The organism is Streptomyces sp. NBC_00659, from assembly GCF_036226925.1.
GTDB lineage: Bacteria > Actinomycetota > Actinomycetes > Streptomycetales > Streptomycetaceae > Streptomyces.
The window spans coordinates 5,316,808-5,338,739 of record NZ_CP109031.1 but is presented as its reverse complement, the minus strand read 5'-3'; the positions used below and the strand labels follow the sequence as shown (position 1 = coordinate 5,338,739).

The window sequence follows — 21,932 nt, the reverse complement described above, 5'->3', positions numbered from 1 at the left end:
CCGATGAGCAGAATGGGACCCCCATCCCGCCGACCGTTGGGAGAAGCCCATGCCGCTCCACCAGGGCCGCCAGAAGCCCGATGAACGCCCCGCCTCCGTCAACCCGTTCTACGGAGAGGCCAATCCGGTCAGCGGCATGACCGAGGCACCGCCGAAGCACCGCCTCCCGGACGGCCCGCTGCCGCCCACGACCGCGCTCCAGCTCGTCCACGACGAGCTCATGCTGGACGGGAACTCCCGGCTGAACCTGGCCACCTTCGTCACCACCTGGATGGAACCGCAGGCCGGGGTCCTGATGGCGGAGTGCCGGGACAAGAACATGATCGACAAGGACGAGTACCCCCGTACGGCCGAACTGGAACGGCGCTGCGTGGCGATGCTCGCCGACCTGTGGAACGCGCCGGATCCGTCGGCCGCGGTGGGCTGTTCCACGACCGGGTCGAGCGAGGCGTGCATGCTCGCCGGCATGGCGCTGAAGCGGCGCTGGGCGCAGCGCAACGCGGACCGCTACCCGGGCGCGCGGCCCAACCTCGTGATGGGCGTGAACGTCCAGGTGTGCTGGGAGAAGTTCTGCAACTTCTGGGAGGTCGAGGCCCGTCAGATCCCCATGGAGGGCGACCGGTTCCATCTCGACCCCGAGGCGGCGGCGGAGCTGTGCGACGAGAACACGATCGGGGTCGTCGGCATCCTGGGCTCCACCTTCGACGGGTCGTACGAACCGATCGAGGAGCTGTGCGCGGCGCTGGACCGGCTCCAGGAGCGCACGGGCCTCGACATCCCGGTCCACGTCGACGGCGCGTCCGGGGCGATGGTCGCGCCGTTCATCGACGAGGACCTGATCTGGGACTTCCGGCTGCCCAGGGTGTCGTCGATCAACACCTCGGGGCACAAGTACGGTCTGGTCTACCCGGGTGTCGGCTGGGCGCTGTGGCGGACGGCGGCCGAGCTGCCGGAGGAACTGGTCTTCCGGGTGAACTACCTGGGCGGCGACATGCCGACCTTCGCGCTCAACTTCTCCCGCCCCGGAGCGCAGGTCGTCGCGCAGTACTACACGTTCCTGCGGCTGGGCCGGGCCGGCTACCGGGCCGTGCAGCAGACGACCAGGGACGTGGCCCGCGCCCTCGCCGAACGCGTGGACTGCCTGGGCGACTTCCGGCTCATCACCCGCGGGGACGAACTGCCGGTGTTCGCCTTCACGACGACGCCCGAGGTGACCGCGTACGACGTGTTCGACGTGTCCCGGAGAATGCGCGAGAGCGGCTGGCTGCTGCCCGCGTACACCTTCCCCGAGAACCGCGAGGACCTGTCCGTACTGCGCGTGGTGTGCCGCAACGGATTCACCTCCGACCTCGCCGACCTCTTCATCGAGGACCTGACGCGGCTGCTGCCCGAACTGCGCCGGCAGCCCCATCCGCTGACCCAGGACAAGGGGGCGGAGACGAGTTTCCACCACTGAAGGCCCGCCCGGCTCCCCCTCCGGGCAGCCGGCCCCGACGAGGGGCCGGGCCGCCTCGACGCCTGGGCTTCCCCGGGCCGGGCCGCCCCGGGGACGGAGCCTCGGTCCGGGCCGGAGCACCCGGACCCCGGACATCCGAGGCAGCCCCGGACAGCCGGAGCAGCCCCGGACACCCGGAGCAGCCCCAGACACCCGGAGCACACCCACCGGCATCCTGGGCGGCCCCGCCCCTGTGGTGGTTCGTCAGCGGCTCAGACGGGCGAACCGCCGGACCGCCAGCGGGAAGAAGACCGCGAGCAGGACCAGCGGCCACAGGACCGCCGGGCCGATGTGTCCCTGCTCCCCGCCCGGTCCGCCGAACAGCTCACGGACGGCCGTCGCCGTCTGGGACATGGGGTTCCAGCCGACCACCGTGCCCAGCCAGCCGGGCATGGAGTCGGGAGAGGCGAAGACGTTGGACAGGAAGCCGACGGGCCAGACCAGGATCTGCACGGCCTGCACCAGCTCCGGCTTCCCTGCCACCATCGCCAGGTGGATGCCGATCCACAGCATGGCGAAGCGGAAGAGCAGGAGCAGTCCCATCGCCCCGAGGAACGCGCCCGGGGTGCTGTCGGGGCGCCAGCCGATCGCGTACCCGACCCCGGCCAGCACGGCCAGGCTCACTGCCGAGTGGAGCATGTCGGCGGCCGAACGGCCCACCAGGACGGCTCCGTCGGCCATCGGCAGGGAGCGGAAGCGGTCGATGACGCCCTTGCCGAGGTCCTGGGTGACGGCCAGCATCGTGCCTTCCAGGCCGAACGCCATGGTCAGGGCGAGCATGCCCGGCACCAGGTAGTCGACGTAGTCGCCCTCGACGCCCCGGCCCCCGCCGACCAGATAGCCGAACATCAGGAGCAGCATCACCGGGAAGACGAGACCCACCGCCGCCTGGACGGGCTGCCGTGCCCAGCGGGTCAACTCGCGGCGCGTCATGGTCCAGCAGTCGGAGAGCAAACGGACTCCCGCGCGGGGTTCGCGCGGCCCACCGGGCTCTCCCGGCCGCCCAGGTCCCCGGTTCCCTTCGCGGACGGTGTCGTACGTCGTGCTCACACGGCCTCCTTGGCTCGCGACGCGTCCCCGGTGAGGTGCAGGAACACCTCGTCCAGCGTCGGGCGCCGCAGCGCGATGTCCTCCGCCTCGATCCCGGCCTCCTCCAGAGCGCGCACGGCCGCGGCGAGGGCGGCCATGCGGTCCGTGACCGGAACGCTGAGCAGACGGCGGTCCGCGTCGACCGAGACCCCCTCCCCCGCGAACGGCAACAGGGCCGCGGCGGCGCCCAGCAGGCCCGCGTCACGCAGCACCACGTCGATGCGGTCGCCGCCCGTCCGGGACTTCAGTTCGTCGGCCGTGCCGTCCGCGATGACCCGGCCGCGGTCGACGACCGAGATGCGGTCGGCGAGCTGGTCCGCCTCCTCCAGGTACTGGGTGGTGAGCAGCACCGTCGTGCCACCGCCGACCAGGGAGCGCACCGCTGCCCACACCTCGGCCCGGCCTCGCGGGTCGAGCCCGGTCGTCGGCTCGTCCAGGAACAGGACCTCGGGGTCCGTGATGAGCGACGCGGCCAGGTCCAGGCGGCGGCGCATACCGCCGCTGTAGGCGCGGACCGCCTTGCGGCCGGTTCCGGCGAGACCGAAGCGCTCCAGGAGTTCGTCGGCCCGCGCCCGGGCGGCGCGGGAGCCCAGGTGGTGGAGGCGCCCGAACATCTCCAGGTTCTGCCGGCCGCCGAGCTCCTCGTCGAGCGCCGCGTTCTGGCCGAGCAGGCCGATGCGCGACCGCACCCGGCGGGCCTCGCGCACCACGTCGTGCCCGGCGACCTCCACCCGGCCGCCGTCCGGCCGCAGCAGCGTCGACAGGATCCGGACCAGGGTGGTCTTGCCCGCGCCATTGGGGCCGAGCACCGCGTGCACCGTGCCGCGCCCGGCCAGCAGGTCCAGTCCGTCCAGCGCGTGTTGGTCCCCGTACCGCTTGCGTAGGCCTTCGACGACGATCGCTCCGGTCATCCCGCTCCCTCCGTTCCGGCCCGTTTCCGAGCCGGCCCTCAGAGCCAGTATTCAAACTTGACTACTGGCGTACCAACGGAGGGTAGGCCGGGTCACGGCATTAGTCAAACTTGATGAGCGAGGGGACCGGCACGGGTCAGCGCGGTCAGCGGGCGTCCTCCGGGTGCCGCTCCCCCGTGGCGTAGGGGTTCTCCTGGTCGTCCCGGAGGACCCCGACAGACGGCTCGCCCTCCCCGGCGAAGGTGTAGGCACCACCCTCGACGCGGGCGATCAGGCCGCGGGTCCACGCGGCGTCGGCGTCGGCCGAGTGGACCCAGAGGTCCATGATCTCGCCGATGTGCCCGAGCTGGGCGGGGCCGTCCTCGGGCACGTAGTGCTCGGTGACAGCCGACCGCCACTGCTCGATCCCGCGGATCCGCTCCTTCAGGAGGGCCACCGCCTCGTCCCTCGGCAGGTCGACGATGAAGCCGATGCCCGCCGAGCGGACGTCCATCTTCTGGTCGTACGACGTCAGGGACTCGCGCAGCAGCGCCAGGAACTCCTCGGTCCCCTCGGCCGTGATCTCGTACTCGGTGCGCGGCGGCCCGCCGACCGTGGACGGCGCGATCTCGTGGGCGCGCAGCAGTCCCTGCTTGGCCATCTGCTTGAGCGCGTGGTAGATCGAGCCGGGCTTGGCGTTGGACCACTCGTGCGCGCCCCAGTACTCCAGGTCGTTGCGCACCTGATAGCCGTGGGCCCGCCCGTGCTGGCGGACCGCGCCGAGCACGAGGAGACGGATAGCTGACATGGCGCCCAGCCTAGGGGTGCCGCGGTCAGCCCCCGGAGGAGCCCTGTTCCATCGCCACCAGTTCGAAGGCCGTCTTGCCGTCCAGGGACTCGCGGATGATGTCGGCGTGCCCGGCGTGCCGGGCCGTCTCGCGGATCAGGTGGAGGGCCACCCAGCGCATCGAGACACGGCCCTCCGGCGGGAACCAGGGGTCGGGCGGAAGCGCGAAGGTGTCGTCGAGGCTCGGCACCGAGCGCAGGAAGGCCTCCGTCTCGGCGGCGACCTTCTCCCAGTGGGCGAGCTGCGAGGCGACCGTCTCGCCGTCGGTGAGGACGAAGCACTCGTGCCAGTTCGACTCGTCCCGCCGCACGGCGGGCGGCTCGCCCTTGGCCCGCGCGATCCAGCCCTGCTCGACCTCGGCGACATGCTTGAGCAGCCCGGAGAGGGAGAGTTCACTCGCGCTCGGCCTGCTCGCCGCCTGTTCCTCGGTCAGCCCGAGCAGCGACCGGCGGATACCGCCGCGCTGCTCCTCGATGAAGGCGAGCAGTGCCCCGCACTCGTCGCCCCGTTCTTCCGCTCGCACATGCGTGACCATGACCGGCCGCCTTTCATCGGGTCCTTCCGGATGACACCGATGACGCTACGGACCCTTGCGGTCAGTTTCTGTCCGCAAGGGTCCGGGCGCGCTGAACGATCACGCGAAGGCGTCTCAGAAGGGGAAGCGGCTCCGCCCGTGCTGCACCGAGATCCACTTCGTCGTGGTGAAGGAGTCGACCGTCGTCTCGCCGTTCAGACGGCCGATGCCGGACTGCTTCTCACCGCCGAAGGGGACGAGGGGCTCGTCGTGGACGGTGCCGTCGTTGACGTGGAACATGCCGGTGTCGATCTGCTTGGCGAAGTTCACGCCGCGCTCGATGTCGGCCGTATGGACGGCGCCCGAGAGCCCGTACGGGGTGTCGTTGACGATCCGGACCGCCTCCTCCTCCCCGTCGAACGGGACGAGGAAGACGACCGGGCCGAAGACCTCCTGGCGGAGCAGGTCCGAGTCGGCGGGGACGCCGGTCAGGACGGAGGGCTCGACCATGTTGTCCGTGGTGCTGCCGTGCAGCAGGGCGGTGGCGCCCTCGGTGATCGCCTGCTCGACGACGCCCGACAGCGCGTCCGCCTGGGAGGAGTTGATGACCGGGCCGATGACAGTCTGCGGGTCCCTGGGGTCGCCGGTCTTCAGCGTCTTGACCTTGGCGACGAACTTCTCGGTGAACTCGGCCTCGATCGACCGGTCCACGAGGACGCGGTTGGCGGCCATGCAGACCTGCCCCTGGTGGACGAAACGGCTGAAGACCGCCGCGTCGACCGCGTAGTCGATGTCCGCGTCCTCCAGGACCACCAGGGCGCTGTTGCCGCCCAGTTCGAGCACCGAGCGCTTGAAGTTCGCGGCGCAGACCGTGGCGACGTGCCGGCCGACCTTGTCGGAGCCGGTGAAGGAGATGACCTTCGGCACCGGGTGCTCGATGAAGGCGTCGCCGATCTCGGCGATGTCGGTGATGACGACGTTGAGGAGACCGCCGGGCAGGCCCGCCTCCTCGAAGATCTTCGCGACCAGGGAACCGCCGGCGATCGGGGTGTTCTGGTGCGGCTTCAGGACCACGCCGTTGCCGAGCGCGAGGGCGGGGGCGACGGACTTGACCGACAGCAGGAAGGGGAAGTTGAAGGGGCTGATGACGCCGACGACACCGACCGGCACGCGATAGAGGCGGTTCTCCTTGCCGTCGACCGGCGAGGGGATGATCTTCCCCTCGGGGCGCAGCGCGAGCTGGACCGACTCGCGCAGGAACTCCCGGACGAGGTGCAGCTCGAAGGCCGCCTTGAGGCGGGTGCCGCCGAGCTCGGCGATGATCACCTCGGTGATCTCTTCCTCGCGCTCGTCGATGACGGCGAGCGCCTTCTCGAAGACCGCGCGGCGCGCGTACGCGTTCGTCGCGCCCCACTTCTTCTGGGCGCGCTCGGCGGCGCGGTAGGCGTCATCGACCTCGTCGACCGTGGCTATCGTGATCGACGCCAGCTTCTCGCCGTCGTACGGGTTGAAATCGATGATGTCCCAGGAGCCCGTTCCCGGGCGCCACTCGCCGTCGATGTACTGCTGGGCCAGGTCGGTGAAGTAGGACGACATGTGCTCCCTCAATCCCTGTGCTGCCGAGGCAGTCCTTGGCCCGGGTCAGCAGACATCCGATCACGGTCTGATCACATGTCATCGTACTTGTGTTTCAAGGGAGTTGAGGGATACCAGGGAAGTCCGGGGCCGCTCTCAGGAGAGCTGGAGCAGTCCTCGCAGCAGATCGCGGCTCTCGTCCGGTCCGGGGCTGTCCTGCTGGAGCTGCTTGAGCGCGCCCTCGTACTGGTTGACGTCCTCGCGTTTGTCCAGGTAGAGCGCGCTGGTGAGCTGCTCCAGATAGACGACGTCCGACAGATCGGACTCGGGGAAGCTCAGGATGGTGAAGGCGCCGCTCTCCCCGGAGTGCCCGCCGAAGCTGAACGGCATGACCTGAAGCCGCACGTTGGGCCGCTCGGAGACCTCGATCAGGTGCTGGAGCTGTCCGCGCATCACCTCGCGGTCGCCGTACGGGCGGCGCAGCGCGGCCTCGTCGAGGACGATGTGGAACTCGGGGGCGTTCTCGGAGACGAGGTACTTCTGCCGCTCCAGGCGCAGGGCCACCCGCCGGTCGACGTCGCCGGCGGAGGCGCCCTTCATCCCGCGCCGGACGACGGCGTGGGCGTACGCCTCGGTCTGGAGCAGTCCGTGCACGAACTGCACCTCGTACACCCGGATCAGGTGGGCCGCGCCTTCCAGGCCGACGTAGGTGGGGAACCAGCTGGGCAGGACGTCGGAGTAACTGTGCCACCAGCCCGCGACGTTGGCCTCCTTGGCGAGCGAGACCAGGGACTTGCGCTCGGCCTCGTCGGTGATGCCGTAGAGCGTCAGCAGATCCTCGACATCGCGGGTCTTGAAGCTCACCCTTCCCAACTCCATACGGCTGATCTTCGATTCGGAGGCACGGATCGAGTAGCCGGCCGCTTCACGGGTGATGCCACGCGCCTCACGCAGGCGCCGCAGATGTGACCCCAGCAGCATGCGCCGCACCACCGAGCCGCTCGACTCACCAGCGCTCACGTTCGTCAGCCTCCCCAACCGTCTTCCAGACGCCGAAGTCTGCCACTAAAACACTTCAAGCAGTACTCGCTCAGTTACGGAAACGGAAAGCAGCCAAAGCCTGCGCACAGGAAACGATCAGTGAAGCGTCGACAACCGAGAATAAGGTGAAGGAAGAAATGAGCAAGAAGTAGCAGAGGAAGGTCCAATTCGGGCACGTGCACGTGCATCTGCCCTTGCATCTGCTGTACGCATTCGGAACCATGGTCCCCGCGCCACCGCTGCATCGCAACGACCGCGAACACCCGGGAGTGCCTCGCATGGGGACGAATGGATCGACCATGCTCGAACCCTTACGGCAGGGACTTCCGCCTCTCGATCCCGCGGCCGTGTCCAGCGCCGCTTCGTGCGCCTTGCCCGCCCGCTACGAAGCGGTGCGCGAGGCCCGGCAGTTCACCCGCGGAACGCTGGAACAGTGGGAGATCGGCGACCGTTTCGACGACGTCTGCCTGGTGGTCTCCGAACTCGTCACCAACGCCCTGCGGCACGCGCTGCCCGCGGACACCCCCCGCAAGGACGACCAAGGGCCGCCCGTACGGCTGCACTTGATGAGGTGGACCTCACGGCTGGTGTGCGCGGTGCGCGATCCCAGTCACGAGAGTCCGGTCGCCGGCGACTCGGACGACTTCTCGGCGGAGTCGGGGCGCGGCCTCTTCCTGGTCGACTCGTTCTCGGACAGCTGGGGCTGGCACCCGCTCGCCGGAACGCTCAGCGGCAAGGTCGTCTGGGCGCTGTTCCGGCTGGGAGCACAGCCGGGGACGGCCGCGCTCAACTCCGAATAACGACCGCGGCGCCTTTTGGCGCCGCGGTTCTACGCGCGTTACGGAACGCTGAGTGAACTTCACCCTCGGTTTACGTCATCCGTACCGTGGCCACCCTCCCGTGGCCGACCGGTTCGGGACAGCTCGCGATCACTGCGGTCAGCCCGCGACCAGGTGGTCGAACTCGCCGTCCTTGATGCCCAGGAGCATGGCTTCGATCTCGGCGCGTGTGTAGACGAGCGCGGGCCCCTCGGGGAACCGCGAGTTCCGCACGGCCACGTCACCGCCGGGCAGCCGCGCGAACTCCACGCAGGAACCCTGTGAGTTGCTGTGCCTGCTCTTCTGCCAGGCGACGCCGTCAAGCTCGGTCGCAGCCATGCCGTTGTACACGAATTCAGCCATACCGTCGTACACGTCATCCACGTCGAACACGTCGTGGTCCACAGGTCGCTCCCCGGTCGTGCAGTGGCTGAGGTGGCCATAGATGCAGTAGTCAACTGACTCGGATCATAGCTCTGTTCATGTGCAGATGCATGGGCAGATGCACGTGCACGCGGGGTGGTCCTGCGGTTACAGCTTTTACCGGCCCTTGACTACCGGCTGTCGCTCGCCCGACTACGGCCCGCACCTCGCCGGAGTGCGGTACAGGCCTACATCCGGTCCAGCGCATTCCCCAGAGATCGCATCACATGCGACCTCCAGCCCCCGTCCATGATCTTCCGCGCCATCATCTGTGTGGGATCGTCCGGATCGAATCCCTCGTGTACTAGGAAGAGACGCGTACCGCGCCCTTCCTGTTCCAGCGTCCAGGTAATGGTCCAGTCCGCCGGTCGCCGCGCGTTCGCGTCGGCCCAGCGGACGCTCAGCATCCGCTGCGGCTCGTAGGCGAGAACACGCACGTCAACGGTGCCGGAGAAGTTCGTGTTGGGGCGCGGGACGGCGGTCAGCGTGTACCGGTGACCGACTTCGAGCCGGAAGTTCTCGGACCCCGGCATCTGCCACTGCGCGAGCAGTTCGGGCTCGGTGAGCGCCCGCCAGACCTTGGCGGGCGGATGCGGCAGGAACTGGGCGACGCGGATGGTCGTCAGGTCGTCGTCGTCAGGGACCGGACCCCGCGCATCGGGGTTCACGCCCTCCACGTCGGGGTTCACGCTCTCCGGGTCGGGGTTCGCGCCCTGCGGATCGGGGGTCATGTCTCGACATCGTCGGGCATGCGGTCCAGGAGGTCGCCGAGGCCCTTCAGCCTGTCGCGCCAGAACCGCTCGTACGGATGGAGCCAGTCCTGGACGTCGGCGAGCGGGGCGGCCTCCAGGCGGTAGATGCGCTGCCGGCCCGCGCGCTCCTCGGACACGAGCCCGGCCTCCCGGAGCACCTTGAGGTGTTCCGAGAGGCTGGGGCGCCGCATGGCGAAGTGGTCGGCAAGCGCCTGAACGGGCTGGGGCCCCTGCTCACGCAGCAGCCGGAGCACCTCACGACGGGTGGAGTTGGCGAGCGCCGCGAAGAGCTGGTCCTCGCGGGCCGCGGGAGCGTCGACGGCTACACCGACACCGGCTCCGGCTCCGACTCCGGCTCCGGTCGAAGATCCGGCCCTGGCCTCGGCCCCGGCTGAAGGTCCGGCCTCGGCCGAAGATCCCGCCGGGGCTGAAGGTCCGGCCTCGGCCGAAGATCCGACTCCGGCGGGAGTCGCGGCGGCAACAGCGGCTCCGGCGGGAGCTTCGCATCCGGCTCCGGCAGGAGCTCCAGCAGGAGCTTCGGATCTGGTGGGAGCGCCAGCGGCAGCTCCCGTTCCGGCACGCACTCCGGCTGCGGCCTCCGGTCCGGCCCCGATCCCCGTCATGGCGCGATCAGCACCTTCCGTTCCTACTCCGAGGCCGACTCCAGGGCCTTTTCCGTGACCAGCATCAGACCGTTGCCGTCAGGGTCCCGGAACGAGGCCATGCGGCCCCAGGGAAGGTCGTCGGGACCCTCCACCGTGACACCGGCGGCGGCGAGCCGCGTGCAGTCGGCGTCGACATCGGTCGTCACCAACATGATCCCCCGGGTCTCTCCGGGCGTGAAATCCCCCATCCCCGGACCCGAGAGCGTGAAGACGGTCTGCGCCCCCTTCGGCGCCACCTGGAGCCACCGGCCGGGCGGCATGTCCAGGTCGGCGGTGGCCTCGAAGCCGAGGACGTCCCGATAGAAGCGAAGGGCCCGGTCCTGGTCGGCGACGGGAAGCGTGACGAAGGAGGCGTGAGTGATGTTCATGGTCCGCAGCATAGGTAGGAGATTCCCTACGTGTCAACCGTAGGGAATCTCCTACCTATGGCGTTCTTGGTGCTCTCTCGTCCCCGTCCCTGGCACACGCCCGTGAGCAACCGCACGCCGGATTCCCGGAGGGGGTCCCCAGGTCCTCCTGATAGCTTGCTGCGATCGTCCGGGCGACCCGCATCCATCCCACCCTTGGGGGCTTCAGTGACTACGGCGACCTTCCCGTCCCGCCACGCGCGTATCGCGGCCGCGACCGCGGGACTGGCGGCGGCGCTCGCGCTGACCGGTTGCAGCGGCGGGGGCGACGACTCCGGGGAGCCGTCGGCGAGCCCGAGCACGTCCGCGACGGACGGCGCCGGTACGGGCGGCGGCTCCGGTGCCACGTCCGCGGCGGGCGGCAAACTCCAGGGGAGCTGGCTCACCACCGCGGACGGCAAGGCCGTGGTGCTCATGGTCAACGGCAAGCAGGCGGGCCTCTTCGCGACCGGCGGCACCGTGTGCAGCGGAACGTCGTCCGACGAGGCGAGCATGCAGATGATCCGCCTGACCTGCACGGACGGCAGCAAGAAGCGCGCCGTCGGCATGGTCGACTCCGTCAGCGGTACGACTCTGACGGTCACCTGGGAGGGCGACCTCGGCAAGGAGACGTACACCAAGAGCGAGGGCGGAAAGCTGCCCACGGGTCTGCCCACGGCGAGCCTGGGCTCCTGATCGCCCGACCACGTATCCCACGGGATCGCGCCGGCCCGTTCCGGCACAGCGGGAAAGTCCGCGATCAATATCGGGCGATACCGGTCCCGTGCGGGTGAACGAGGAGGGGTGCGCAACCTCGGCGGACCTCCGTGCGTGATGATCCATGCACATCGTCACGACTCCCAGGGGAACCCATGCGCGCTCTGCCCATCGCCGTCACCGTCCTCGCGGCGGCCCTCGCTCTGACCTCCTGCGACGGCGGCGGCTCCGGCAGCTCCAGCGGCTCCGGGAAGTCCGGTGACACGTCCGGCTCGGCGAAGAAGGCAGCCGTCGCGGCCTGTGCGATCGGTGACGCCGGAATCCAGGTCGGTCCCGCGAACCCCGCCACGGCCGCCGGGGACACGGGAAACATCCCGGTCACCCTCACCAACAAGGGCGCCCGGTGCACGCTGAAGGGCTTCCCCGGGCTCACCGTGGAGGCGGACGGCACCTCGGCGGAGATCGCGGCGGACGAGTCCGCGGCGCCGCAGGAGCTCACCCTCGCCAAGGACGACACCGCGTCCTTCACCATCACCTACGTGCGGGGCGCGGAGGGCGACGCGAAGACCCTCCCCGCGAAGACGCTGAAGATCAGCCTGCCCGGCGCCGACACCACGCAGAGCTTCCCGTGGTCGTTCGGTCCGGTGGCCGGGAAGGGATCGGCGACCGAGCCGAACGCCTCCGTGACACCGTTCCAGCACGCGGGCGACTGACGAGGGAACCCCTGCCCGGGGCTACTGCCGTGGGCCCCAGGCAGTAGCCACCCCGGCGACGGCCGCGGCTCGCCGTACCGCAGCCGACGCGCCGTCGGCAGCCGTGACTCGCCCTACGGCAGCGGGCGCACCGCCAGTGGCCGTGAATCGTCCTACGGGAGCGGGCGCACCGCCAATGGCCGTGGCTCGCCCTACGGGAGCGGCCGCCTGCCCCTGACCTGGGCCCGGTCCGCCGCCGCGGCGCCCTCGTGCCATCCGGCCTCGTCGGTGACCCCGCGCATCCGGGTCGTCACCGTCTCCGGGAACATCCTGTCCAGATGGTCCGTGACCGCCACGTCGCGGGCCGCCAGGACCGGCAGCAGCTCCCCCTCCGTGGCGGTCACCTGTTCCTCGGCGACCGACGCGAGCCGGTCGCCGATCCGGTGCGCGTACGCCGCCAGGAACGACTGCCGGAAGGTCTTCGTGCGTTTGCGGCCGCCCGCCCGCTGCGCCGCCTCCGCCTTCGTCATCGCCGCCGTGGCCTGCACGAGGAGCGAGGTGTAGAGGAGCTCGACGGCTTCCAGGTCGGGTTCGAAGCCGACGACGGTCGAGAAGCAGAGGGCGTCGTTCCACACGGCCCGGCAGCGGTTCGCCCCCGCGACCGCGTCCAGGAGCACGGCCTTGGCCGTCTCGTACGGCGGCTCGACACCGATGCGGCAGGCGCCGGGCGCGTCCTTCGCGTGGGTCCGCGCCGCGAGCAGGGCCTCGTCGATGCTGTGCCGCGCCATCAGCTCCTGCGCCTTGGCACTGAGCGCCTCCGCCTCCTCCGGGAACCCGGTCGCCTCCGCCTTCGCCAGCAGGGCGCGGATGCGGGTGAGCATGCGGGTCTCCTGCGGGGCGGAGGCCGTGACCGGCGCCCGGGGCGGGTCCAGTGGCTCGATGGAGGGCAGGCGCAGGAGCAGACGGTAGAGCTCCAGAGTCGCGGTGGCGCGCGAGAAACGGTCGGCCCGGAGGTCGTGGGGTTCGGCCTCCAGCTCGTCGAGCTGGGCCGCCCAGCGCGCACCCCGGGGCGCGCGGTCGCCCTCCCTCTCCTCGAGCACCAGGGAGATCAGCAGGCGTACGTGTACGTCGTCCAGGTCGCGCCGCACGATCCGTACGACATCGGCGGGCTGCCAGCCGCGCCGCCAGGCCGCCGCGACGAACTCCGCGCCGCGCCGGGCGAGTTCGGCGTCGGAGGCCGGATCGGCGGCGAGCGCGGAGGCTCCGGCGTCGAGCGAGGTGTCGGTGTCGGCGTAGAGGGCGGCCGCGAAGGCGCGCTCCACAGTGCTGGACGTACTCATCCCCCGATCGTGTCACGGGCGGAGCGGGGGCAGACGTACGCCCCGGCGCCGTGGCCGCGACTCGTCCACACCCTGTGGACAACGTGCCGCCCGCCGGAATCGGAGCGGCGGACACCCGGCCGCGCTCCCCTCCGAGGGCTCCCCGCCGTTGCCGCGCGGGCATTTCGCAACACACAGGAATATCAACACGTACCAGGCGTCAACTCCGGGTTGACACTCCCATGCTGTCAACCTACCGTTGACACATGACGACGAACTCACCAGGCAAGGCATCCGTGCGTCTCGACGACCTCATCGAGGCCATCAAGAAGGTGCACAGCGACGCGCTCGACCAGCTCCAGGACGCGGTGATCGCGGCCGACCACCTGGGCGACGTGGCCGACCATCTGATCGGGCACTTCGTGGACCAGGCCCGGCGTTCGGGGGCTTCCTGGACGGACATCGGCAGGAGCATGGGCGTCACCCGGCAGGCCGCGCAGAAGCGGTTCGTGCCGAAGGCGGAGGCGGACCTCGACCCCAGTCAGGGGTTCGGCCGCTACACCCCGCGGGCCCGCAAGGTGGTCATGGTCGCGCACAACGAGTGCAAGGCCCTGGGCGGCACCGAGGGACTGCCCGAGCACCTCGTCCTCGGCCTGCTCAGCGAGCCCGACGCGCTCGGCGCCAGGGCGATCACCGCGCAGGGAGTCTCCCTGGACGCCGTCCGCGAGGCGGCCGTCGCCGCGCTCCCGCCGGCCGCCGACGAGGTCCCCGAACTGGTCCCCTACGGACCGGCCGCCAAGAAGGTCCTGGAACTCACGTTCCGCGAGGCCCTCCGCCTCGGCCACAACTACGTCGGCACCGAACACATCCTGCTCGCCCTGCTGGAGTTCGAGAACGGCGAGGGCGTTCTCAGCGGCGCGGGCGTCGACAAGGCGGCGACCGAGGCGCACGTCGGGCGCATGCTCACGGAGCTCGTGGAGCTCGCGGAGAAGAAGACGGAAGCGCAGGCGAAGGCGGACGCCGGGTCCGAGGAGCGGCCGTAGCGGCGCCCGAGGGACGCCCGAAGGACCGGGAGGTCCGCGTGGCCGGACGGCATTGTCAGACCCCCCTGCGAGACTCGGAGGCATGACCGAGCGCTGGGCTCTCGCGCCGGCCGAGGACGGTGGCGTCGAGATCGCCGCCCTCGGCCCGGACGGGCTGCCCACGGGGGAGGTCCGCCGGGAGGCGGACCTCGCGGAGGCCGTACGGGCCCGGCCGGACGTGAGCCGGTGGGTCTGGCGGTCGACGGCCGATGTCTATCCGCGACTGCTCGCCACGGGGGTGCGAGTGGAACGGTGTTACGACATGGAAGCCGCCGAGACCCTGCTGCTCGGACACGAGGGGCGGCTCGGCGAGCCCCGGTCGGCGGCCGCCGCGCTGGCGAGACTGCGCGGCGGCCCCGTGCCGCCCGATCCGCCGCAGCGTTCCGCCGAGCCCGGTTCGCAGTCCTCCCTCTTCGAACCCCGCCCGGTGCACGTGCCGCTGGCGGATCTCCTCACGGTCTACGCCGACCAGCAGCGTCGCCATGGCGAGACCGCGCACCCGGACCGCATGCGACTGCTGACGGCCGCCGAGTCCGCGGGAATGCTGGTCGCCGCCGAGATGAACCAGTCGGGGCTGCCGTGGAGCGCGGACGTCCACCGGGACGTGCTGCACGAACTGCTCGGCGAGCGGTACACCGGAGGCGGTGAGCCCCGGCGCCTCGCCGAGCTGACCGACGAAGTGTCCGCCGCGTTCGGACGACGGGTCAGACCCGACCTGCCGGCCGACGTCGTCAAGGCGTTCGCGCAGGCAGGCATCAAGGTCAGGTCCACCCGGCGGTGGGAGATCGAGTCGATCGACCATCCGGCCGTGAAACCGCTGATCGAGTACAAGAAGCTGTACCGGATCTGGGTCGCCCACGGCTGGTCCTGGCTCCAGGACTGGGTGCGCGACGGACGGTTCCGGCCCGAGTACCTGCCGGGCGGGACCGTCACCGGACGCTGGGTGACCAACGGCGGCGGCGCGCTCCAGATCCCCAAGGTGATCCGGCGTGCCGTCGTCGCCGACCCCGGCTGGCGGCTGGTCGTCGCCGACGCCGACCAGATGGAGCCGCGCATCCTCGCGGCCATCTCCCGCGACCCCGGCCTGATGGAGGTCGCGGGCCGGGAGAGCGACCTCTACCAGGCGGTGTCGGACCGGGCGTTCTCCGGCGACCGGGCGCAGGCCAAACTCGCCGTGCTCGGCGCCGTCTACGGCCAGACGTCCGGCGACGGCCTGAAGAACCTCGCCCTCCTCCGCCGCCGTTTCCCCAAGGCGGTCGCGTACGTCGACGACGCGGCCCGCGCGGGCGAGGAGGGGCGCCTGGTGCGGACCTGGCTCGGGCGGACCTGTCCTCCGGCGGCCGGGGCGGGCGACGGCAGCGGGGAGGAGGCGGGCATCCCGCAGGACGATCCCGTCGACACCACCGTCGACCAGGGCTGGGTGCCGGGTTACGCGTCCTCCGACTCCCGCGCCCGCGGACGGTTCGCGCGCAACTTCGTCGTGCAGGGCAGTGCCGCCGAATGGGCCCTGCTGGTGCTGGCGGCACTGCGCCGCACCTGCTCCGGGCTCGCCGCCGAGCTGGTCTTCTTCCAGCACGACGAGGTGATCGTGCACTGCCCCGCCGAGGAGGCCGACACCGTGGTGGCCGCCATCCGCGACGCGGCCGAAGTCGCGGGACGCCTCACGTTCGGGCAGACGCCGGTGCGCTTTCCGTTCACGACGGCGGTCGTACGGTGTTACGCGGACGCGAAATGACGCGGCCGGCCCGCCGCCGGGCCCGCTGAGACGCAGACCGCCTTCACCGTCGGTCCGCCGCCAGGCCCTCTGAGACACAGGCCGCCTTCACCGTCGGTCCGCCTGACGCCGGGTGGTCTGCCGGCCCAGAAGCTTCCGCGGTTCCGCCCGTCACCGGGCCGTCTGCCGCGCCAGCAGCTCCCGCAGTTCGCCCGTCACCGGGCTGTCCGTCTCCTCCAGGGCCTCCAAGGCCGACGTCCACTCCCGGTGGGCCGCTTCGGCGTCGCCGCGTTCCCGCAGCAGCAGGCCCGCCTGGTGACGGGCGAGGCCTCCGGTGTACCGGTCGGCACGGCGGTCGGCACGGCAGCGCAGCAGATCGCACTCACGCGTGGCCCGTTCCCACTGACCGACACCGCGCAGGGCCCGCACCAGGCCGAGCCTGGTCTGTGACTCGCCGTGCCAGTCGCCGTGGCCGCCCAGGATGCGCAGGCTCTCCTCGAAGTGCGGTACGGCGGCGGCCGGTTCGCCGAGCGTGAGGTGGGCGTAGCCGATGTTGCAGTGCGCGGAGTGCCGGATGATCACGTCCTGCACGGCGTCACCGATCGCGAGACTGCGCTTGTGGTGGTCGATGGCGGCCCGTGGGTCGGTGTGCTCGTACAGGTTGCCGAGGTGGCTGTAGGTGATGGCCTCCATGTGCGGGTCGCCCAACTCCCGCGAGAACTCGAGGCTTTGCAGCAGGGCCTCGCCGGACTCGGCATGACGGCCGAGGGATTCCAGGAGCATGCCCCGGTTGTTCAGCGCCCGCCGCTGACAGGAGCGCACCCCGAGGCGGCTCCAGATCGCGAGCGCCTCGTCGTTCAGGGTGAGAGCCTCACCCACCCGGCCCGTCATGAAGTGCAGGCCCCCGAGGTCGCCGAGCGCGTACGCCTCGGCGGCCTCGTCTCCGAGCAGACGCGCCGCCGCGAGCGCGGCCCGCTGAAGGACCTCCAACTCGGCGACGCGACCACTGCGTTGGACGTACGGGTTGAGCAAGCGGGCCAGCAGGGGGAAGTACGGCGAGCCGTGCGCGTGCCGCTCCGCGAGCGCGACCACGTTCGCCAGCTCCGTGTCGCCCCAGGCGAAGGCCTCCCGCCCGGAGCGGAACGGGGGCGTGGCCGCCACGTCCGCCGCGTGCCCGGCCGGCTGCGAGGAGGTCGGCCTGCCGCGGTCCTCCCTGTCGAGACCGGGTTCGAGGATCGCCTCCAGCGAGCGGGCGGCGACACCGGCGTACCAGCGCAGGGCACGCTCGGCGACGACCGCGTCATGACCGAGAGGTACGACACCGCCGTGACCGCCCGGGAAGGCCGGACCGTCACCACCGGAACCGGCGGCGAACTCTCCGCCCCGGACGGAGACGGCCTCACCTCCGGGAGCGGCCACGGTAGCCGCGAGTCCCGCGCCGGCGCCCGCACCTGCACCTGCACCTGCACCCACGGCCGCTGCCGACACTGCCGCTGCCGCTGCTGTCGCTGTCGCTGCTGTCGCTGTCGCGACGACGCACTCCGCCGCGCCCGCGATCTCCCGGGCGAAATCCCGTACGAGATCGTGCGGCGCGTACCGCCCGTACGCGGTCTCCTCCAGGAGGGCGACATCGACGAGGCGGTCGAGCGCGGCCTCGGCGCGACGCTCGTCGGTGCCGGAGAGGCGGGCGACGAGGGCGGCTCCGTAGGCGGGCAGGTCGAGCGCGCCGATACGGCACAGGGCGAGCGCCGCGTCGCGGTCGGCCTCGCGCTCGGAGGCGCGCAGCGCGTCGTACGCGACGGCGAGCGAACGGCGCACGCTCAGGTCGTCGTACTCCAGATGGTGCAACCGGCCTTCCGTGGCCGCCAGTTGACCGGCGAGAACGTCGGGGGTCAGGGCGCGGCGGGCGGCGAGACGGGCCGCGACGACGCGCAGGGCGAGTGGCAGCCGACCGGTGAGTTCGACTAGGGGGTGACCTCCGTCGAGTCCGTCCCGGCGGCCGGAGACCGCGCGGAGCAGGGCCGCGCTGTCCTCGTCCGTCAGCGGCGCGAGCGGGAAACGGTCGGCGCCGTCCAGCGCGGTGAGCGGCGAGCGGCTCGTCACGATCACCGCGCAGCCCGCGCCGGCCGGCAGCAGCGGCCGCACCTGGGCGGCGTGCGCCGCGTCGTCCAGCACCATCAGGGTGCGGGTGGGCGCGAGCATCGACCGGAGCAACGCCGCCGCCGCGTCGGGGTGTTCGGGGATGCGCCGGGGTTCCGCCCCCAGGTCGCGCAGGAGCGCGGCGAGCGCCTGACCGGCGGTGAGCGGGGTCATGCCGGGGGTGGCGCCGTGCAGGTTGACGTACAGCTGGCCGTCGGTGAAACGTTCCCGCAGTCCGTGCGCGACATGCAGCGCGAGCGCGCTCTTGCCGACGCCCGCCATTCCGCTGATCACCGCGACACGGGGCAGCCCGGTGACGGGGTCACCGCCGAAGGGGCGGTCGCCGTACCCCGCGCCCTGCGTATCGCCGTTTGTCCGAACGGAGTTCACCCCGGCGGGTGCCCGTCCGGCTGTCCCGCCGGTTGGCAGGCCGGGCGCCCCGGCGATCGTCGTGGCACCGAATCCGGGTGCCATGAACGCACGGGCGGATGCACGGGCGGACGCGTCTGCGGATGCTCTCGCGGTGGGCCCGCAGTCCGGGTGGGCCGGGTCCTGCGGGTGCGTGAGACGCACGGAGTGTTCCGGGTCCAGGATCTGGAGCAGCCGGTCACGGACGTCCTCACGTCCGGTGAAGTGTGCCGGGGGCGGCGGGAGTTGAGCGGGGCGGGGAGGCGAGGTGATGCCCTGTTCGACCCGGGCGGACTCGGCCACGGACTCCACCGCCTCATCGTCCACATCCCGGCCACCGTCACCGCCGCCGTCGTGACCGACGTTCCCGAACCGGCCACCGTCGTCCTCGCGGCCGGCGCTCCGGCCGGTGTCCCAGTCGCTGCCGCTGCCCCCGTCGGCGACCACGGTCCCGTCACCGTCGTCGTCGCCGTCGCTGTTCCGAGCCCAATCAGCGTCGCCGTCACCGTCCCCGTCGCCGCTCCAGGCCCAATGGCCGTCCCCGTCGCCGACCCTGCTCCGAGCCCGGTCGCCGCTGCCGTCCGCGCTCGGGTTCCGGTCCTGGTCACGGCCGTCGTACCGCCCCCGGTCGCCGTCCCTCTCCCGGCTCTCGTCCCGGCCCAGGTCACCACCCCCGCGCCCCGCACCGCCCCGGGATCCGCTCCCGCCCATGGCGCGGTCTCCGGCGCCGGATCCGCCCGAGGTCACGTCGTCGGCGTGGACGTCACCGGGGACCCGGTCGTTGTCCCGCAGGATCTCCAGATGGGCCCTGCGCACGGCCGGTCCCGGCTCGATGCCGAGTTCGTCGAGCAGGCGGGCCCGCAGGTCGCGGTGGACGGCGAGGGCCTCGGCCTGCCGTCCGGTGCGGTGCAGCACGAGCATGAGAAGCCGGTGGAACGACTCGCGGAGCGGATGCTCGGCCGTGCGGGCGGCCAGTTCCGGTGCCAGCCGGTCGAGCCGGGAGGCCGTCGGGTCGAGGCGCAGCTCCGCCTCGTACCCCCACTCCAGGACGAGCAGCCGGGCTTCCTCCAGCCGCTGGACGAAAGCGTGCCCGCCGGTCTCGGGCGGCAGGCCGCTGAGCGGGGTGCCGCGCCACAGCGCGAGCGCGGCGGTGGACTCGCGCAGCGCCCGATCCCAGTCGCGCTCGGCGTACGCGTCGCGCGCGACGGTGGCGTGCCGCTCGAAGACGCGGACGTCCAACTCGCCCTCGCCGACCCGCAGGAGGTACCCCGGCGGTACCGCGCGCAGGCGTTCCGGATCATCGAGGAGACGGCGCAGCCGGGTCACGTGGTTCTGGAGGGACGCCTGGGCGGAGGCGGGTGGGGCCCCGCCCCACAGCGCGTCCCTGAGCACGTCGACGGAGACGACCCTGCCCGGTTCGAGGAGCAGCGCGGCCAGCAGGGCACGCATCTTCCGGCTGCCGATCGAGCCGATCTCGCCTTCGGCGCCGTACAGGACCGGCGGCCCCAGCAGCCCGAACCGCAGCCCGTTCCGCATCACACCGCCCCATCGCCTCTCCGCCCGGCCGCGCAGGCCGCGCACCACGGCGGTTTCACGCCCTCCCAGGACGAGTTCACGCCGATCAAGTGATCGTTCCCGAGGGAACCGTTGGCCTCATGTTAGCGATCCGTTGGCGGGGACTGATGTGATCATTCCATCGGATCTGGCCCGACGGTGCGCGCGTACTACGCGTAACTCGGGGGAGTGTCGCCGCCGCGGCCGGATCCGGGGACGTGAGAGGCCCCGGTCGTTGAGGTGATCGACCGGGGCCTCCGTCCGTATGAAATTCCCGTGCGGGTTCCGTACGCAACCCGCACGGAACCCGTACCGAACCCCCGCACGGAACCCGTTCAAGAACCCTCGTACCGCACTCCCGGCGGGATTCCCCTGGAGGAATCCCACTCAGGACCGGCTTACGGGACCGGCGAGCCGGCTTCAGATGACCGGCGGACGACCGAGACGGGTGAGCCGCCAGACCGTCCGCCACCGCATCGGGCGCCGCTCTCCGCCGGAACGCCGCAGCCCTTCCGCGAATCCGCCGAACCAGGCCCTCAACCCACCGACCGACCGCGTCCGCAGGAGCGTGAGCACGATCCAGATCCCCAGGTGCACGGGGATCAGCGCCAGGGGCAGGCGGCGGCGGGTGAGCCAGACCCGGTTGCGGGCGGTCACCCGGTAGTAGATGGCGTGCCGGGCGGGCGAGGTCTTGGGATGCTGGAGGAGCAGTCCGGGCTCGTACAGCACGGTCCAGCCGGCGTCGATCGCCCGCCAGGCGAGGTCGGTCTCCTCGTGCGCGAAGAAGAACTCGGCGGGCCAGTCCCCCGTCTCGGCGAGCATCGGCATGGACAGCGCGTGGCCGCCCCCGAGAAAGCCGGTGACCGGCCCCCCGCGCATCGGGTCCTTGGCCCCGACCCTCGGCACATGGCGGCGCTGCGTCTCCCCGTGCTCGTCGGCGATGCGGAAGCCGACTATGCCGAGCCGCGGCCGGGCGGCGTACAGATCGCGCACCTTGCGCAGCACGTCGCCGTCCACCAGGAGCCCGTCGTCGTCGAGTTCGACGACCACGTCCACGTCCCCGAACTCACGGAGCCGGCTCAGGCCCACATTCCGGCCACCGGGGCAGCCGAGGTTGTCGTCCAGTTCGACCGTGGTCACCTCGCCCGGCAGGCCGAGGCGTTCGGCGAACTCCGGCAGCGGGCAGCCGTTGCCGACGATCACGATCCGGGTGGGGGCCACGTCCTGCTTGGCCACGGAAGTGAGCAGCGCGTCGACCTCGACGGGCCGGTTGCCCATGGTCACCACGGCAACGGCGATCCGCGGCCCCTCCTCCGCCTGCGACACGACACCCACCCCATCCCGGCCGACAACTGTGCCGCGATGCTAGTCGTTCACCGGGATGACCCCTCACGTACGCCGTCAGGTCCGCCGCGCGTACATCCTGATCTAGACACATACCTCCGCGTTCAGGAGCGCCTGTTCTCCTTGCGGCGGACGAATTTCAGCCCCGACCAGTCCTCCCCCAGGGCCGCCACCTTCACGTCGACGACACCGAGGGGCAGGAAGAGGTCCCGCAGATCGTTCTCCGTGATGTCGCTGCGGTGCCCGGCCGCGCGGCGGGGCCAGGCGATCCACAGCATGGCCTCGTCGGACAGGCCGGCGGCCAGTCCGGCCGCCTGTGCCGCGAGCCGGGCGCGCTCCCGGAAGAAAGGCGACGGTGACGTCCGCCCCCTCCGGGCCGCTCTCCCCGACCTCGCAGTCCTCGGGCAGCCCGGGAATCCCCCAGTCCCGCGGGCCGTGGACGAGCCGTACCCGGTACCCCGCCTTGAT

21 protein-coding genes are annotated in these 21,932 nt (G+C 71.4%); 7 read left to right on the top strand and 14 right to left on the bottom strand.

The genetic code is table 11. The annotated features are described in order from the left end of the window. The first annotated feature begins 49 nt into the window (after positions 1–49). Positions 50–1,456 (top strand): glutamate decarboxylase, encoded by a 1,407-nt coding sequence (locus OG410_RS23250; protein WP_329300973.1) that lies wholly within the window; start codon positions 50–52, stop codon positions 1,454–1,456. A gap of 243 nt (positions 1,457–1,699) precedes the next feature. On the opposite strand, the gene OG410_RS23245 is transcribed toward OG410_RS23250, so the two are convergent. From OG410_RS23245 to OG410_RS23220, 6 genes are all read right to left on the bottom strand, one after another. Continuing rightward, the gene (locus tag OG410_RS23245) at positions 1,700–2,428 is read right to left on the bottom strand and encodes an ABC transporter permease (protein WP_329304213.1); all 729 of its coding nucleotides are present in this window, start codon (positions 2,426–2,428) and stop codon (positions 1,700–1,702) included. A 113-nt stretch (positions 2,429–2,541) separates the two neighbouring features. Beyond that, complete coding sequence (locus OG410_RS23240; RefSeq protein WP_329300972.1) at positions 2,542–3,495, bottom strand: ATP-binding cassette domain-containing protein; 954 nt, start codon at positions 3,493–3,495, stop codon at positions 2,542–2,544. Between the two features lie 145 nt (positions 3,496–3,640). Beyond that, a complete protein-coding gene (locus OG410_RS23235; protein WP_329300971.1) occupies positions 3,641–4,282 on the bottom strand; it encodes a PadR family transcriptional regulator in 642 nt (213 codons plus the stop codon). 25 nt (positions 4,283–4,307) lie between these two features. After that, the gene (locus tag OG410_RS23230) at positions 4,308–4,856 is read right to left on the bottom strand and encodes a DinB family protein (protein WP_329300970.1); all 549 of its coding nucleotides are present in this window, start codon (positions 4,854–4,856) and stop codon (positions 4,308–4,310) included. A gap of 114 nt (positions 4,857–4,970) precedes the next feature. Beyond that, positions 4,971–6,431 (bottom strand): aldehyde dehydrogenase family protein, encoded by a 1,461-nt coding sequence (locus OG410_RS23225; protein ID WP_329300969.1) that lies wholly within the window; start codon positions 6,429–6,431, stop codon positions 4,971–4,973. A 135-nt stretch (positions 6,432–6,566) separates the two neighbouring features. Then, positions 6,567–7,391, bottom strand: a complete 825-nt coding sequence (locus tag OG410_RS23220; protein ID WP_328674609.1) for a helix-turn-helix domain-containing protein — start codon at positions 7,389–7,391, stop codon at positions 6,567–6,569. 338 nt (positions 7,392–7,729) lie between these two features. On the opposite strand from OG410_RS23220, the gene OG410_RS23215 reads away from it, so the two are divergent. Then, positions 7,730–8,251 carry an ATP-binding protein gene (locus OG410_RS23215; RefSeq protein WP_329300968.1) on the top strand — a complete coding sequence of 174 codons (522 nt, stop codon included), beginning with the start codon at positions 7,730–7,732 and terminating at the stop codon, positions 8,249–8,251. Between the two features lie 138 nt (positions 8,252–8,389). Here the strand turns inward: OG410_RS23215 and OG410_RS23210 are convergent, their stop codons facing one another. The 3 genes from OG410_RS23210 to OG410_RS23200 all read right to left on the bottom strand — a co-directional run bounded on the left by OG410_RS23210 (position 8,390) and on the right by OG410_RS23200 (position 9,698). Then, on the bottom strand, positions 8,390–8,674 hold the full coding sequence (locus OG410_RS23210; protein WP_328670649.1) for a DUF397 domain-containing protein: 285 nt from the start codon (positions 8,672–8,674) through the stop codon (positions 8,390–8,392). A gap of 206 nt (positions 8,675–8,880) precedes the next feature. After that, on the bottom strand, positions 8,881–9,423 hold the full coding sequence (locus OG410_RS23205; protein ID WP_329300967.1) for an SRPBCC family protein: 543 nt from the start codon (positions 9,421–9,423) through the stop codon (positions 8,881–8,883). Beyond that, complete coding sequence (locus OG410_RS23200) at positions 9,420–9,698, bottom strand: ArsR/SmtB family transcription factor (RefSeq protein WP_329300966.1); 279 nt, start codon at positions 9,696–9,698, stop codon at positions 9,420–9,422. The genes OG410_RS23205 and OG410_RS23200 overlap by 4 nt, the downstream gene beginning before the upstream one ends. On the opposite strand from OG410_RS23200, the gene OG410_RS23195 reads away from it, so the two are divergent. Continuing rightward, positions 9,642–9,839, top strand: a complete 198-nt coding sequence (locus tag OG410_RS23195; protein ID WP_329304488.1) for a hypothetical protein — start codon at positions 9,642–9,644, stop codon at positions 9,837–9,839. The genes OG410_RS23200 and OG410_RS23195 overlap by 57 nt on opposite strands. Positions 9,840–10,090: 251 nt before the next feature. On the opposite strand, the gene OG410_RS23190 is transcribed toward OG410_RS23195, so the two are convergent. Further along, the gene (locus tag OG410_RS23190; protein WP_329300965.1) at positions 10,091–10,477 is read right to left on the bottom strand and encodes a VOC family protein; all 387 of its coding nucleotides are present in this window, start codon (positions 10,475–10,477) and stop codon (positions 10,091–10,093) included. A gap of 207 nt (positions 10,478–10,684) precedes the next feature. Between OG410_RS23190 and OG410_RS23185 the strand changes: the two genes are divergently transcribed. Further along, positions 10,685–11,191, top strand: a complete 507-nt coding sequence (locus OG410_RS23185) for a hypothetical protein (RefSeq protein WP_329300964.1) — start codon at positions 10,685–10,687, stop codon at positions 11,189–11,191. 176 nt (positions 11,192–11,367) lie between these two features. After that, complete coding sequence (locus OG410_RS23180; RefSeq protein ID WP_329300963.1) at positions 11,368–11,925, top strand: DUF4232 domain-containing protein; 558 nt, start codon at positions 11,368–11,370, stop codon at positions 11,923–11,925. Positions 11,926–12,116: 191 nt separating this feature from the next. Here OG410_RS23180 and OG410_RS23175 read toward each other — a convergent pair whose 3' ends face one another. Then, entirely contained in the window at positions 12,117–13,244 is a 1,128-nt protein-coding gene (locus OG410_RS23175) for a DUF2786 domain-containing protein (protein WP_329300962.1), read from the bottom strand. 245 nt (positions 13,245–13,489) lie between these two features. Between OG410_RS23175 and OG410_RS23170 the strand changes: the two genes are divergently transcribed. After that, positions 13,490–14,266 carry a Clp protease N-terminal domain-containing protein gene (locus tag OG410_RS23170; protein ID WP_329300961.1) on the top strand — a complete coding sequence of 259 codons (777 nt, stop codon included), beginning with the start codon at positions 13,490–13,492 and terminating at the stop codon, positions 14,264–14,266. Positions 14,267–14,348: 82 nt separating this feature from the next. Beyond that, the gene (locus OG410_RS23165; protein ID WP_329300960.1) at positions 14,349–16,040 is read left to right on the top strand and encodes a bifunctional 3'-5' exonuclease/DNA polymerase; all 1,692 of its coding nucleotides are present in this window, start codon (positions 14,349–14,351) and stop codon (positions 16,038–16,040) included. Positions 16,041–16,190: 150 nt separating this feature from the next. Here the strand turns inward: OG410_RS23165 and OG410_RS23160 are convergent, their stop codons facing one another. The 3 genes from OG410_RS23160 to OG410_RS23150 form a co-directional block, all read right to left on the bottom strand. Then, the gene (locus tag OG410_RS23160) at positions 16,191–20,102 is read right to left on the bottom strand and encodes an AfsR/SARP family transcriptional regulator (RefSeq protein WP_329300959.1); all 3,912 of its coding nucleotides are present in this window, start codon (positions 20,100–20,102) and stop codon (positions 16,191–16,193) included. A gap of 438 nt (positions 20,103–20,540) precedes the next feature. Beyond that, entirely contained in the window at positions 20,541–21,455 is a 915-nt protein-coding gene (locus OG410_RS23155) for a glycosyltransferase family 2 protein (RefSeq protein WP_392964607.1), read from the bottom strand. A gap of 113 nt (positions 21,456–21,568) precedes the next feature. Next, complete coding sequence (locus tag OG410_RS23150) at positions 21,569–21,742, bottom strand: hypothetical protein (RefSeq protein ID WP_329300958.1); 174 nt, start codon at positions 21,740–21,742, stop codon at positions 21,569–21,571. Positions 21,743–21,932 lie beyond the last annotated feature (190 nt).